Raw genomic sequence first — 14387 nt, forward strand, 5'->3', positions numbered from 1 at the left:
ACGACCAGGAGGCGCGGGGATGCTGTTCCGCCAGCTGGAGTACTTCGTGGCCGTTGCACAGGAGCGCCACTTCGCCCGGGCTGCCGAGAAGTGCTACGTGTCGCAACCCGCCCTGTCGTCGGCGATCGCCAAACTCGAACGGGAACTCAACGTCACGTTGATCAACCGTGGACACAGCTTCGAGGGCCTGACTCCCGAAGGGGAGCGGTTGGTGGTGTGGGCCAAGCGGATTCTTGCCGAGCACGACGCGTTCAAGGCAGAGGTGCACGCGGTGCAATCCGGCATCACCGGGACGCTTCGGTTGGGCGCCGTGCCAACGGCGTCCACGACGGCATCACTGGTGCTGTCCGGCTTTTGCTCGGCGCACCCACTGGCGAAGGTGCAGATCACTTCCCGGCTGGCCAGCACCGAACTGTACCGGCGGCTGCGCGAGTTCGAGCTCGATGCCGTGATCGTGCATGCCACGCCCGTCTACAACGACGTGGTGCTGGTGCCGCTCTACGACGAGCATTATGTGCTGCTGTCGCCGGCGGACATGTTGCCGCCGGGTGCATCGTCGCTGGGATGGACGGATGCCGCGCAGCTGCCGCTGGCGTTGCTCACGCCGGACATGCAGGATCGCCAGGTAATTGACGCGGCCTTCGCCGATCACGACATCACGGTGCGTCCACAGGTCGAAACAGATTCCGTTGCTTCGCTATTCGCTCAGGTCGCCACCGGCAACTCGGCGTGCATCGTTCCGCACACCTGGCTGTGGACGATGCCGATGACGGGGCCGGTCGGCCGGGAGGTACGTGCCGTCGAACTGGTCGAGCCGGCCCTCAAAGCCCAAATAGCCCTTGCCACAAACGCTGCCGGGCCAGGATCTCCGGTAGCTCGCGCGCTCAGCGCATCCGCGCAACTGCTGAAGTTGGGCGACTTCTTCGACGCTCAGCTGCAAAGCATCACCCAGCGGCGTTAACTCTTGGCTGCGCTGGTGGGGTTGAGGCTCGCCAGGTGTCCGCTTTCCACGCCGGCGGCCGGGTCGAGTTCACAGTCGATGATCGCCGGACCATTGGACGCCAGCGCCTCGGTGAGCGCCGACTCAAGCTCGGCCGGGGTGCTAACGTGATATCCCTTGCCGCCGAAGGCTTCTGCGAGAAGTTCATGCCGCGCTTGAGCATTGAGCACGGTGGGCGCCGGGTCCTTCCCTGAGGTGCCGGCACCGGCCGGGATCTCGTCTCCCCGGTACACGCCACCGTTGTTGAGGACAAGAACCGTGACGGGCAGCCGGTAGCGGCAGATGGTTTCGATTTCCATGCCGCTGAAGCCGAATGCGCTATCGCCCTCGATCGCGACAACCGGTCGTCCGGTTTCCACGGCCGCTGCGATGGAGTAGCCCATCCCGATGCCCATCACGCCCCACGTTCCGGTGTCGAGCCGGTGGCGCGGCAGTTGCATGTCGATGACGTTGCGGGCCAGATCCAGCGCGTTAGCGCCTTCGTTGACGACATACACGTCCGGATTACGCTGCAGCACGGTGTTAATCGCCCGGAGGGCGTTGTAGAACCGCATCGGGTGCGGGTCCTCGGCCAGGCGCTCGCGCATCTTGGCGTCATTGCGGGCCCTGCGATCGGTGAGTTCGCGCGTCCACGCGGTGGGTGTGGCGATCTGATGGGTGGCCAGGCCGTCCAGAAGCGCCGACAGCACCGAACCGATGTCGCCGGTCAGTGGGGCCGTGATCGGTTGGTTGCTGTCGAATTCCGACGCCGCGATATCGATCTGAATGAACTTCGCCTCAGACGACCACTGCGGCGAATCGCCGTGGCCCAGAAGCCAATTGAGCCGGGCACCGACCAGTAGGACCGCATCGGCCCGGGCGATCGCCAGCGACCGGGCGGCGGCCGCCGATTGCAAATGCGAGTCCGGGAGCAGCCCTTTGGCCATGGACATCGGCAGGAACGGAATGCCGGTGGTTTCGACGAATTCCCGAATCGCGTTGTCCGCCTGTGCATATGCGGCGCCCTTGCCGAGGACGATCAGCGGTCGCTGGGCGTGGGCGAGGACATCCAGAGCGCGGTCCACCGCATCCGGCGCCGGTAGCTGGCGGGGAGCCGGGTCGACGAGGCGCCAGATGCTGTCCGCGGCCGCCTTGGTTTCCATCGCCTGGCCCAGCACCTCGCCGGGGATGTCGAGATAGACCCCGCCCGGGCGGCCCGAGACCGCGGTGCGAATCGCCCGGGCGATACCGCGCCCGATGTCTTCCACCCGGCTGATCCGATAGGCCGCCTTCACGAACGGCCGCGCCGCGTTGAGCTGGTCCAGGTCCTGATAGTCGCCGCGCTGCAGGTCCACGATCGGGCGCTGGCTCGAGCCGGATATCTGGATCATCGGAAAGCAGTTGGCGGTGGCATTGGCCAGTGCGGGCAGGCCGTTGAGAAATCCCGGACCCGACGTGGTCAGGCACACTCCGGGCCGTCCGGTGAGAAAACCGGCCGCCGCGGCGGCATTGCCCGCCGAGGTCTCATGGCGGAAACCGATGTAGCGAATCCCCTCGGCCTGTGCGGTGCGCGCCAGATCAGTGATCGGGATACCGACGAGCCCGTAGATGGTCTCGACATCGTTGGCCTTGAGCGCGTCCACCACTAGGTGGAAGCCGTCCGTCAGTCCCGACGACGTGGTCATGTGGCGACTCCTCACGTGCTGGTCCGTGCTTCTTGTTCACCACTGTTATCCGGTGCCGTTTCGGTGTCCAAGACCGGGTCGCTATGCCACGATTCACGGTGTCTATCGACCGTGCTCAGCAGGCCTGCGCTCAGCTCGATAGGCGTTAGCTATCGAGCGGTAGCGGATCAGTATTGGACGAGCCGGGCCGGTTGACGGCATCGTGCTACCTATGACATCTGACTCGATCACCACCGGTGCTGCCGTCGCCGAACGGACCCCGACCTCGTCGAGTCCGCGCATCGCCGATCTGGTGACCGTGGCCGCGACCCGCCTGCCGCAGGCCCCCGCGCTCATCGTCACCGCCGACCGGATCACCATCACCTACCAGCAGTTGCTCGGTTTGGTCGATGACCTGGCCGGACAGCTGACGCGGGCCGGCTTGATGCCGGGTGACCGCGTGGGGCTGCGCACGGCCAGCACCGCCGAATTCGTCGTGGGCCTGCTGGCCGCGTCGCGCGCGGATTTGGTCGCGGTCCCGTTGGACCCGGCATTGCCGATCAGCGACCAGCGCGCCCGCAGCGAGGCGGTGGGAGCCCGGGTGGTGCTCACCGACAGCGTGGGCGCCGGTGACAGCGCCGAACCTTCGGTCCATTGGTGGCCTATCGCGGTCAGCGTGGACAGCGACGGCGGTACCCCGTCGGTCAGCCTGGACGCCGGCGCTGGACTGAAGGCGGAGGTGACCGCGCCCGAGGGCCTGCACCCCGACGACGCCATGATCATGTTCACCGGCGGCACCACCGGCCTGCCCAAGATGGTTCCGTGGACTCATGGCAACCTCGCCACCTCGGTGCGCGCCATCATCGCCGGTTACCGGCTGGGCCCGCAGGACGCCACGGTGGCCGTGATGCCGCTCTACCACGGGCACGGGCTGGTCGCCGCGCTGCTATCCAGCCTGGCATCGGGCGGCACTGTGCTGCTGCCCGCCCGCGGGCGGTTTTCGGCGCACACCTTCTGGGACGACATCGAGGCCGTCGGCGCCACGTGGTATACGGCGGTCCCGACGATCCACCAAATCCTGCTGGAGCGTGCCGGTACCGAGTCCTCCGGTGGCAAGAAGGCCGCACTGCGTTTCATCCGCAGCTGCAGCGCACCGCTCACCCCGGAAACCGCGCAGGCGCTGCAGGACGAATTCTCGGCACCGGCGCTGTGTGCGTTCGGCATGACCGAGTCCACTCATCAGGTTTGCAGCACCGGCCTCGATCACGACGACAATCCCGCCGAGACGACGGGTCTGGTCGGCCGGTCGACGGGGCCGGAGATCCGGATCGCCGGACCCGACGGTGCGCCGTTGCCGGCCGGCGAGGTCGGCGAGGTTTGGCTGCGCGGTGCCACCGTGGTCCGTGGCTACCTCGGTGACCCGAAGATCACCGCCGCGAACTTCACCGACGGTTGGCTGCGTACCGGTGATTTGGGGACCCTGTCGCCCGCCGGCGACCTGAGCATCCGCGGCCGGATCAAGGAACTCATCAACCGTGGCGGCGAGAAGATCTCACCCGAGCGCGTCGAGGGGATCCTGGCTACCCATCCAAACGTCATGGAGGCAGCCGTTTTCGGGGTCGCGCACCGGATCTACGGTGAAGCCGTCGCCGCCGCCCTGGTGCCCCGCGGCGCAGCGCCGGGCCCGGAGGAGCTCACTGAGTTCTGCCGGGAACGGTTGGCGCCCTACGAGATTCCGGACAGCTTCGAGATCACGGCTGAATTGCCGCACACCCCGAAGGGCTCACTCGACCGCCGCGCGGTGGCCCAGCAGTTCGGTGGCCAATAGCGGTTACTGCGAGGTGCCCGAGCCCCAGGCGGCCCGGGCCCCCGTTTCCCCGACGCGGTACGTCTGCACCAGTGTGGCGGCCGCACCCGCGATGACGAGGGCGACGACCACGAGGTGCACAGCGGATTTCACGGCACGCCCGCGCACCTGCCGCAGATGCACGGCGGTCAGTGCGGTCACGGTCGCCACCAGCGCCGCCACGCAGTAGACCACGGTGTCGCCGAGTTCGGCATGGGTGCGGATGGCCGGCGAGTTGCCGACTTTCCCGGCCAGCCACTCACCCGAGCTTGTTGTCAGCGGGGTCACGATGAGCGTGATGGCGCTCAGTGCCAGAACCAGCCAGATGAGCCGGCTTCGCGCCGCGGGCCACAGCGCGCACAGGATCGCCAGGATCGCCGTCAAAGGTCCCAGCACAACGACGAAATGGTTGAACAGGATGTGGGCCGGAAGGCCGTCGACTGTCGACATGGTTGCTCAGGCGGTGGTCTGCACCTTGGCCGCCGCGGACTCCGGCATCGGTTCATAGCGCGCGAACGAACGCGTGAACGATGCGGCCCCGTGCGCCAGCGAGCGCAAATCGATTGCGTACCTGGTCAATTCGACCTGTGGTACCTCGGCCTTGACCACCGTGCGTTCGTTGCCTGCGGTATCGGTGCCCAGCACCCGGCCGCGGCGACCGGATAGATCGCCCATGACCGCGCCGACGAAGTCGTCGGGCACCAGCACCGAAATCTCGTCGATCGGTTCGAGCAGTACGACTTTCGTCGCTGCCGCGGCCTCCCGCAATGCCAGTGAACCGGCCATCTGAAACGCGAAGTCCGACGAGTCGACGCTGTGCGCTTTCCCGTCGAGCAGCGTGACCCTGATGTCGACCACCGGGTAACCGGCGTGCACACCCTTCTCCATCTGCGCGCGGACCCCCTTCTCCACGCTCGGAATGAACTGCCGCGGAACGGCTCCGCCGACAACCTTGTCGAGGAACTCGAACCCGGTGCCCTCCGGCAGCGGCTCCACTTCGATGTCGCACACCGCGTATTGGCCGTGCCCACCCGATTGCTTGACGTGCCGGCCGTGCCCTTTTGCCTTGCCGCGCAATGTTTCCCGTAGGGGAACCCGCAACTCCACGGTGTCCACCGTGACGCCGTACCGGTTGGCCAGTGCGTCGAGCACCACGCCGGCATGGGCCTCGCCCATGCACCACAGCACGATCTGGTGGGTCTCTTGGTTCTGCTCGATCCGCAGCGTCGGATCTTCGGCGGCCAACCGGCCCAAGCCAACCGATAGCTTGTCCTCGTCGGTCTTGGCGTGTGCTTGGATCGCGACCGGCAGCAGCGGCTCGGGCATGGTCCAGGGCTTGAGCACCAGCGGCTCGGACTTGTCGGACAACGTGTCACCGGTCTCGGCGCGGCTGAGCTTGCCGATCGCGCAGATGTCGCCGGCTACCACGGTCCCGGCCGGGCGTTGCTGCTTGCCGAGCGGGAACGACAGGACTCCGATGCGTTCGTCTTCGTCGTGGTCGGGGTGGGAGTGGGTGGCGCCGCCGTTGGTGCTGCCGTCGCCGAAAAAGGACGAGAAGTGACCGGAAACATGGACCGTCGCGTCGGGCTTGATGGTTCCGGAGAAAACCCGGACCAGGCTGACCCGGCCGACGTAGGGGTCCGAGGTCGTCTTGACCACCTCGGCAAGCAAGGGTGCGCCGACGTCGCAGGCCAGCTCCTCATGCGTTGCGCCTTGCGGCGTAAAGACTTCGGGTAGTGGATGTTCCATCGGTGAGGGAAACCCTCGGGTCGCGACCTCCAGCAGTTCCAGCGTTCCGACGCCGGTGCTGCTGCATACCGGAATCACCGGGAAGAACGAGGCGCGGGCGACGGCCTTCTCCAGGTCGTCGATCAGTACCGATTCGTCGATTGCCTCGCCGCCGAGGTAGCGCTCCATCAACGACTCGTCTTCGGACTCTTCGATGATCCCTTCGATCAGGCTGCCGCGGGCTTCTTCGATGCGATCGGCGTCCGAGGAGTCCGGGGCCCCTTCGGTCCGCTCGCCGCCGGCGTAGGTGTAGCGGGTTTGTGACAGCAGTCCGATCAGCCCGTCACCGGTGGGCAGGTAGAGCGGTAAAACCTTGTCGCCGAAGGCTTCCTGGGCGGCAGCCAATGCCTCGGGGTAGTTCGCGCGGGCGTGGTCGAGCTTGGTGATCACCACGGCTCGGGGCATGCCCACCTGGCTGCACTCCTGCCACAGCGACTTGGTCGGCTCGTCGACACCCTCGTTCGCCGCGATCACGAACAGCGCGCAGTCGGCGGCACGCAGGCCGGCGCGCAGCTCGCCCACGAAGTCGGCGTAGCCCGGGGTGTCGACGAGATTGACCTTGATCCCGTCGTGCGACAGGGATGCCACCGCAACCCCCACCGAGCGCTGTTGGCGAATCTCGGCTTCGTCGAAATCGCAGACGGTGGTGCCGTCCACCACCGAACCTGGTCTGGTCAAAACCCCGGCGGCGACGAGCAGGGCCTCGACGAGGGTGGTCTTGCCGCCGCCGGAGGGTCCCACCAGAACCACGTTGCGGATGGCCTCTGGCCCGTCGGCGGTGGGAGCGGCTCCGACACCCTGGGAAGTACCTGCTCTGTCGGCCATGACGTTCCTCCAGTTCTCCGGCAATCATGCGGCGGGCTCCCCTGGTGCAACTTTTCCCCCAACCGCCGTCCAGCACAAGGGCCGGCTGATCAGCCGTGCCAGCCCGACCAGCGCTGAGCCGCGATGACGATTACCGGACCGTCCAACGAAACCGATTGATACTGGACATATTTGGCGCGCAACAGCCGGTATCCGGTGTGCATCGGGGCGCCCCCGCGATGAATCGTCGCCAGGCCGTCGACCCGAACCCACCACAACTGCGTCCAGTCATCGGCGTAGTGATCAACGAGCATGCTGACGTTGGGATTGCTTTCGATGTTGGCCAGCCGGCGCAGCCGCTGCGTGGTCTTGGGCTTGGCGTCGACCGCGGTGTAGATCAGGTGCTGATCGTCTTGGTCGACGGCGAACACCACCGGCACCAGGTGCGGGATGCCGTCAGGTGTGCTGGTGGCCAGCCGTGCCACCGGTGCCTGCGCGAACCTGACCGTTGGGTCGAATTCGGTCACGGCGCTACCTTTACCTCATGTCGGCGCAGACGCAGATCGCCAATCTTCTCTATCGCTATGCCGAATGTATCGACAATGGCGACCTGCAGGGTGCCGCCGGGCTGTTCGAACATGCCCGCATCAAGATCGGTGCCGGCGACACCATCGACGCATCCGCGCTGTTGGGCATCTGGCAGTCGCTGATCGTGCGCTATGCGGACGGAACCCCCCGCACCAAGCACGTGGTCACAAATCCGATCATTGAAATCGACACCGGCACCGGCACCGCGGAGTGCCGCAGCTATTACACCGTGCTGCAGCAAACCGACGGGTTTCCGCTGCAAACGATCGTCACCGGCCGCTACCACGACCGATTCGAGCTGGTGGACGGGCGATGGCGCTATGCGTACCGCGACCTCACCCTGATCGACATGGTCGGTGACGTCAGTCACCATCTCACTCATCCCATTGCGCCGTCCTGGGCACGCCCATAGCTATCTGGACTACGGTGAGGTAGATACAAGTTATGCCGCCCGGACCCCAGGGCTGGGACAATTCCGACGCTTACCCCGATGCAGGAGGTTACGGATGAGCAAATCGCGCCCCCGCTCACCCAGGTGGTCATGGTTAATCGCCGTCATAGCGGTGCTCGGGTTGGGCTGCGGATTTGACCTCGCCGCGCCGCCGGTGCCCGCTCAGGCCGCACCGCTCAAAGACTTCCCCATGGTCCCGCTCGACCCGGTAGCCGCAGTGGCCCAGGTCGGCCCGCAAGTGGTCAACATCAACACCAAACTCGGCTACAACAATGCGGTAGGCGCCGGCACCGGCATCGTCATCGACCCCAACGGCGTCGTACTGACCAATAACCACGTCATCTCCGGCGCCACCGACATCACCGCATTCAGCGTCGGCGACGGCCGAACCTACGGCGTGGACGTGGTGGGCTACGACCGCACGCAGGACATCGCGGTGCTGCAGCTGCGCGGCGCGGGTGGTCTCCCGACGGCCGCAATCGGCGGCGGGGTCAATGTCGGCGAGCCGATCGTGGCGCTGGGCAACACCGGCGGACAAGGCGGAACGCCGCGTGCGGTGGCCGGCAAGGTGGTCGCGCTCGGCCAAACCGTGCAGGCATCCGATGCGCTGACCGGCGCCGAGGAGTCACTGAGCGGCCTGATCCAGGTAGACGCCGCGATCGCGCCGGGCGACTCGGGCGGTCCCGTCGTCAACAACGCCGGACAGGTGGTCGGTATCAACACGGCCGCTTCCGACAACTTCCAGATGTCACAGGGCGGGACCGGTTTCGCCATTCCGATCGGTCAGGCGATCAACATCGCCAACCAGATCCGGTCCGGCGGTGGGTCACCCACCGTGCACATCGGCCCGACGGCCTTCCTGGGCCTGGGCGTCGTCGACAACGGTGGCAACGGCGCGAAGGTCGCACGTGTGGTCGGAAACGCTCCGGCCGCCTCGGTCGGGATCTCCAACGGCGACATCATCACGGCAATCGACGGCGCCGCGATCAACTCGGCCACGGCGATGTCTGACGCCCTCAACCCGCATCATCCAGGGGACACCATTTCGGTGACCTGGCAATCCAAGTCGGGTGCCGCGCGTACCGAAAATGTCACGTTGGCAGAGGGGCCGCCGGCCTGACCCGGCGCGGTCAATGCGATTTGGCCAGCCAAATTCCTTGGTGTCAGCCATGATTCGCACTTTGTTTGCGGAAGTGATTCCTGAAGACATGCGTCGGGTACCCATGGCAGCGTGGAATTGATGAGCGACATGGGAGACGCCGCAAGGCAAGATCCAGCCCACCATCCCGCAGCGGGCAGTCACGTCGAAGGCGGTGTTGTCGAGCATCCGACAGCCAAAGACTTTGGCAATGCGGCCATCCTGCCCGCGGATCCGACCTGGTTCAAACACGCAGTTTTCTACGAGGTGCTGGTCCGAGCGTTCTTCGACGCCAGCGCCGACGGTTCGGGGGATCTGCGCGGACTGATCGAGCGCCTGGATTACCTGCAATGGCTCGGTATCGACTGCATCTGGCTGCCACCGTTCTACGACTCGCCACTGCGTGACGGCGGCTACGACATTCGTGACTTCTACAAGGTGCTGCCCGAGTTCGGTACCGTCGACGACTTCGTCGCACTGGTCGACGCGGCGCACCGGCGCGGCATCCGGGTCATCACCGACCTGGTGATGAATCACACCTCCGAGTCCCACCCGTGGTTCCAGGAGTCGCGCCACGACCCCGACGGCCCCTACGGGGACTACTACGTGTGGAGCGACACCAGCCAGAAGTACACCGATGCCCGGATCATCTTCGTCGACACCGAAGAGTCCAATTGGACGTTCGACCCGGTCCGGCGCCAGTTCTACTGGCACCGGTTCTTCTCCCACCAGCCCGACCTGAACTACGACAACCCGCTGGTGCAAGAGGCGATGATCGACGTCCTGCGCTTCTGGCTGGACCTCGGCATCGACGGGTTCCGCCTGGACGCGGTGCCCTACCTGTTCGAGCGGGAAGGCACCAACTGCGAGAACCTGCCCGAGACGCACGCCTTCCTCAAGCGGGTCCGCAAGGTAGTCGACGACGAGTACCCGGGCCGGGTGCTGCTGGCTGAGGCCAATCAGTGGCCTGCCGACGTGGTCGAGTACTTCGGCGACGCCAGTACCGGCGGCGACGAATGCCACATGGCCTTCCACTTCCCCCTGATGCCGCGCATCTTCATGGCTGTGCGGCGCGAGTCGCGGTTCCCGATCTCGGAGATCCTGGCGCAGACGCCGCCGATCCCCGATATGGCTCAGTGGGGCATCTTCCTGCGCAACCACGACGAGTTGACGCTGGAAATGGTCACCGACGAAGAACGTGACTACATGTATTCCGAGTACGCCAAGGACCCGCGGATGAAGGCCAATGTCGGCATCCGCCGCAGATTGGCGCCGCTGCTGGAAAACGACTTCAACCAGATCCGGTTGTTCAATGCGCTGTTGCTGTCGCTGCCCGGCTCGCCGGTGCTCTATTACGGCGACGAAATCGGCATGGGCGATGTGATCTGGCTAGGGGATCGCGACGGTGTGCGGACTCCGATGCAATGGACACCGGACCGCAACGCCGGATTCTCTGCGGCCAATCCAGGCCGGCTGTACCTGCCGGCCAGCCAGGATCCCGTCTACGGCTACCAGGCTGTCAATGTCGAGGCGCAACGGGACACCTCGAACTCGCTGCTCAACTGGACGCGCACCATGCTTGCGGTGCGCCGTCGCCACGACGCGTTCGCCGTCGGGACATTCCAGGAGCTGGGCGGGTCGAACCCGTCGGTCCTGGCCTACGTGCGCGAAGCCCGTGGCGAAGACGGGCAGGACGATGACGTGGTGTTGTGCGTGAACAATTTGTCGCGCTTCCCGCAACCCATCGAGCTGAACTTGCAGCAGTGGAACAGCTACACGCCCGTCGAGCTGACCGGGCAGGTCGAGTTTCCGCGCATTGGGCACCTGCCTTATCTACTGACACTTCCAGGACACGGGTTCTACTGGTTCCAGTTGTCCGCATCGGAGGAAATCGCATGAGCCTCTCAGCCAAGCTGCCCTGGTCGGATTGGCTTCCGCAGCAACGTTGGTATGCCGGACGCAACCGCGAACTGTCGAGCGCCGAGCCAGCCGTGGTCGTGGCGCTGCGCGACGATCTGGAGCTGGTGTTGGTCGACGTCGGCTACTCCGATGGCTTCTCGGAGCGCTACCAGGTGATCGTCGGGTGGGATTCCGAGCCCGTCTCCGAATACAGCGCGATGGCCACCATCGGCGCTGCTGACGACCACACTGCCTTCGACGCGCTATACGGGTCGGCGGCCCCGCAGTTTCTGCTGTCACTGATCGATTCGTCGGCCACGCGCGGCTCCTCCGGCACAGCAGTCACCTTCATCAAGGAGCCCGACGTCGAACTACCGCTGGACGCATATCCGCGGGTCATGGACGCCGAGCAGAGCAACACCAGCGTCATCTTCGACCGTCCGCCGGCGGCGATCTTCAAAGTGTTCCGCCGCGTCAGCCCGGGTATCAATCCCGATATCGAGCTGAACCGGGTGCTCGGTCGCGCCGGTAACCCGCACGTGGCCCGGCTGCTGGGTACCTACGAGATCGACCTGGGCTCGGATGCGGCGTGGCCGCTCGGGATGGCCACCGCGTATGCCGCCAACGCGGCCGAAGGCTGGGCCATGGCCACAACCAGTGTTCGTGACTTGTTCGCCGAAGGCGATCTGTACGCCCACGAGGTTGGTGGTGACTTCGCCGGCGAGTCCTACCGGCTGGGCGAAGCCGTGGCCTCGGTACACGCCACACTGGCCGAGACGCTGGGCACCGAGCAGGCGGAGTTTCCGGTCGACCATGTGCTGGCGCGGCTGTCGTCGGCGGTTGCCGTGGTGCCCGATCTGGAGCAGTACGCCGCCACGATCGAGGAACGGTTCGCCAAGCTCGCCCATGAAACGATCACCGTGCAGCGGGTACACGGGGATCTGCATCTGGGACAGGTTTTGCGCACACCGGAGAGCTGGCTACTGATCGATTTCGAAGGTGAGCCGGGCCAACCTCTGGACGAGCGGCGGGCGCTCGATTCGCCGTTGCGCGACGTTGCCGGAGTATTGCGCTCCTTCGAGTACGCCGCCTACGGGCCGCTGGTCGACCACGTGGCCGACAAGCAACGCGCCGCGCGCGCCCGGGAATGGGTGGAGCGCAATCGCACCGCGTTCTGCGACGGCTATGCGGCCGCCTCCGGAACCGATCCGCGCGATTCTATGTCGCTGCTGGCCGCATACGAGCTGGACAAGGCGGTGTACGAGACGGGTTATGAGTCCCGGCACCGGCCCACCTGGTTGCCGATTCCGCTGCGCTCGATCGCCCGCCTGACCGCCGTTTGATTCGGCAACCGCGGCGGGTCTCTGGAAGCATGCTCGTGTGCAAAAAGAGATCTACGACAGTGAGGCGAGGTTGTCCTGGGTGCTGGCCGGGCTGGCCGGCGTGCTGGGGGCTACCGCATTCACCCACTCCGCCGGATACTTCGTAACCTTCATGACCGGTAACGCGCAGCGCGCGGTACTGGGCGTTTTCCGCGACGACGTGTGGTTGTCGATCACCGCATCGCTGCTCATTCTGTGCTTTCTGGCCGGGGTGGTCGTGGCCTCGGTGTGCCGGCGGCACTTCTGGGTGGCGCATCCGCACGGACCGACCGTGTTGACCACCTTCTGCCTGGTCTTTGCCACCGCGCTGGACATCGTCGTCGGCGGCTGGGAAGAGAGCCTGCTCGACTTCGTGCCGATTCTGTTCGTGGTCTTCGGTATCGGCTCGCTGAACACATCGTTCGTCAAGGACGGCGAGGTGTCGGTCCCGTTGAGCTATGTCACCGGCACGCTGGTCAAGATGGGCCAGGGCATCGAGCGCCACATCGCCGGCGGCCGCATCGAGGACTGGCTGGGTTACTTTCTGCTCTACGCCAGCTTCACCCTGGGTGCCGTAGCCGGTGGCGCGATCAGCCTGGTGGTCAGCGGGTCCCAGATGCTGGCGGTGGCGGCCATCGTCTGCGCGGTGACGACCGGCTACACCTACCTGCACGCTGATCGCCGCGGTTTGTTGAAGTAGCGGTTAGGAAAGAACATCGGCAGCAGCGCTGGCCGTTGCGCTGCTGCCGATGCGGCTTCGGGTGTGACTCAGGTTGCGGGAGTGCCGGGTACCACCGGAACCAGCGAAGCTCCTGGAGCGGCCGGAGCGGCCGGAGCGGCCGGAGCCGGCGGGTTGACCGCGCTGAGCACCCGCAGCATGTCGGGCTTCATGGCGGTCAACTGCTGGTTCCAGTAGGCCCACGAGTGGGTGCCGTTGTTGGGGAAGTTGAACACACCGTTGCGTCCACCCGCTGCCGCGTAGTTGTTCTGGAAGCTTTGGTTGGTGCGCAGTGTGAGGCCTTCCAGGAACTTCGCCGGCATGTTGTCGCCGCCGAGGTCGCTCGGGGTGCCGTTACCGCAGTAGACCCAGATCCGGGTGTTGTTGGCGACCAGGCGGGGAATCTGCACCATCGGGTCGTTGCGCTTCCACGCCGGGTCGGTGGACGGGCCCCACATGCTATTGGCGTTGTACCCGCCCGAGTCGTTCATCGCCAGACCGATCAGCGTCGGCCACCAGCCCTCGGATGGGTTGAGGAAGCCGGACAGCGACGCCGCGTACGGGAACTGCTGCGGGTAGTAAGCGGCCATGACCAATGCGGAGCCACCCGACATCGAAAGTCCAACGGTCGCATTTCCGGTCGGCGAGACGCCCTTGTTGGCCTGCAACCAGGCGGGCATTTCCCGGGTCAGGAAGCTTTCCCATTTGTAGGTGTAGCCCTGGCCATTGCCCTGCGAGGGCTGGTACCAGTCGCTGTAGAAACTGGACTGACCGCCCACGGGCATGATCACCGACAGACCGGATTGGTAGAACTCCTCGAAGGCCGGGGTGTTGATGTCCCAACCGCTGAAGTCGTCCTGGGCCCGCAGCCCGTCGAGGAGGTAGACCGCGTGCGGTCCGCCGCCCTGGAATTGCACCTTGATGTTGCGGCCCATCGACGGAGACGGCACCTGAAGGTATTCCACCGGAAGACCCGGCCGAGAGAACGCGCCCGCGGTAGCCGAGCCGCCGACGGCGCAGACCAGTCCGGTCAACAAGGCAGCTCCTACCGCCGCGATAGCCAGCCGGCGCGGCGCCGTGGCCGCCGCGCAACGCAACCTCCGCATCTCTTTCCAGAACGACATAGCTTTACCCATCCTTCATCTGCCGCA

At 65.8% G+C, this 14387-nt stretch carries 12 protein-coding genes; 7 read left to right on the top strand and 5 right to left on the bottom strand.

Features of this window, described 5'->3' with window-relative positions:
* Window positions 1-19: 19 nt before the first annotated feature.
* On the top strand, window positions 20-961 hold the full coding sequence (locus AWC27_RS25030) for a LysR family transcriptional regulator (protein ID WP_085672946.1): 942 nt from the start codon (window positions 20-22) through the stop codon (window positions 959-961).
* Here the strand turns inward: AWC27_RS25030 and oxc are convergent.
* Window positions 958-2664 carry an oxalyl-CoA decarboxylase gene (gene oxc / locus AWC27_RS25035; protein WP_085672947.1) on the bottom strand — a complete coding sequence of 569 codons (1707 nt, stop codon included), beginning with the start codon at window positions 2662-2664 and terminating at the stop codon, window positions 958-960. The genes AWC27_RS25030 and oxc overlap by 4 nt on opposite strands.
* 211 nt (window positions 2665-2875) lie before the next feature.
* Between oxc and AWC27_RS25040 the strand changes: the two genes are divergently transcribed.
* On the top strand, window positions 2876-4471 hold the full coding sequence (locus tag AWC27_RS25040) for a FadD7 family fatty acid--CoA ligase (protein WP_085672948.1): 1596 nt from the start codon (window positions 2876-2878) through the stop codon (window positions 4469-4471).
* A 3-nt stretch (window positions 4472-4474) separates the two neighbouring features.
* Here the strand turns inward: AWC27_RS25040 and AWC27_RS25045 are convergent, their stop codons facing one another.
* The 3 genes from AWC27_RS25045 to AWC27_RS25055 all read right to left on the bottom strand — a co-directional run bounded on the left by AWC27_RS25045 (window position 4475) and on the right by AWC27_RS25055 (window position 7608).
* A complete protein-coding gene (locus tag AWC27_RS25045) occupies window positions 4475-4939 on the bottom strand; it encodes a DUF2231 domain-containing protein (protein WP_085672949.1) in 465 nt (154 codons plus the stop codon).
* A gap of 6 nt (window positions 4940-4945) precedes the next feature.
* Window positions 4946-7102: an elongation factor G-like protein EF-G2 gene (locus AWC27_RS25050; RefSeq protein WP_085672950.1), complete on the bottom strand. Its 2157-nt coding sequence runs from the start codon at window positions 7100-7102 to the stop codon at window positions 4946-4948.
* An 89-nt stretch (window positions 7103-7191) separates the two neighbouring features.
* On the bottom strand, window positions 7192-7608 hold the full coding sequence (locus AWC27_RS25055) for a TIGR03668 family PPOX class F420-dependent oxidoreductase (protein ID WP_085672951.1): 417 nt from the start codon (window positions 7606-7608) through the stop codon (window positions 7192-7194).
* A gap of 17 nt (window positions 7609-7625) precedes the next feature.
* On the opposite strand from AWC27_RS25055, the gene AWC27_RS25060 reads away from it, so the two are divergent.
* The 5 genes from AWC27_RS25060 (at window position 7626) to AWC27_RS25080 (ending at window position 13218) form a co-directional block, all read left to right on the top strand.
* Window positions 7626-8081 (top strand): nuclear transport factor 2 family protein, encoded by a 456-nt coding sequence (locus AWC27_RS25060; protein WP_085672952.1) that lies wholly within the window; start codon window positions 7626-7628, stop codon window positions 8079-8081.
* A gap of 94 nt (window positions 8082-8175) precedes the next feature.
* Window positions 8176-9240 (top strand): S1C family serine protease, encoded by a 1065-nt coding sequence (locus AWC27_RS25065; protein ID WP_085672953.1) that lies wholly within the window; start codon window positions 8176-8178, stop codon window positions 9238-9240.
* Between the two features lie 129 nt (window positions 9241-9369).
* Complete coding sequence (gene treS / locus AWC27_RS25070) at window positions 9370-11157, top strand: maltose alpha-D-glucosyltransferase (protein ID WP_139837208.1); 1788 nt, start codon at window positions 9370-9372, stop codon at window positions 11155-11157.
* On the top strand, window positions 11154-12500 hold the full coding sequence (locus AWC27_RS25075) for a maltokinase N-terminal cap-like domain-containing protein (RefSeq protein WP_085672954.1): 1347 nt from the start codon (window positions 11154-11156) through the stop codon (window positions 12498-12500). Before treS ends, AWC27_RS25075 begins: the two co-directional genes overlap by 4 nt.
* Window positions 12501-12537: 37 nt before the next feature.
* Window positions 12538-13218, top strand: coding sequence for a YoaK family protein (locus tag AWC27_RS25080; protein WP_085672955.1), 681 nt, complete (start codon window positions 12538-12540; stop codon window positions 13216-13218).
* A gap of 68 nt (window positions 13219-13286) precedes the next feature.
* Here the strand turns inward: AWC27_RS25080 and ag85C are convergent, their stop codons facing one another.
* Window positions 13287-14360 (bottom strand): diacylglycerol acyltransferase/mycolyltransferase Ag85C, encoded by a 1074-nt coding sequence (gene ag85C, locus AWC27_RS25085; RefSeq protein WP_085672956.1) that lies wholly within the window; start codon window positions 14358-14360, stop codon window positions 13287-13289.
* Between the last annotated feature and the right edge of the window lie 27 nt (window positions 14361-14387).

Origin of the sequence: Mycobacterium szulgai, from assembly GCF_002116635.1 — a bacterium.
Lineage (GTDB): Bacteria > Actinomycetota > Actinomycetes > Mycobacteriales > Mycobacteriaceae > Mycobacterium > Mycobacterium szulgai.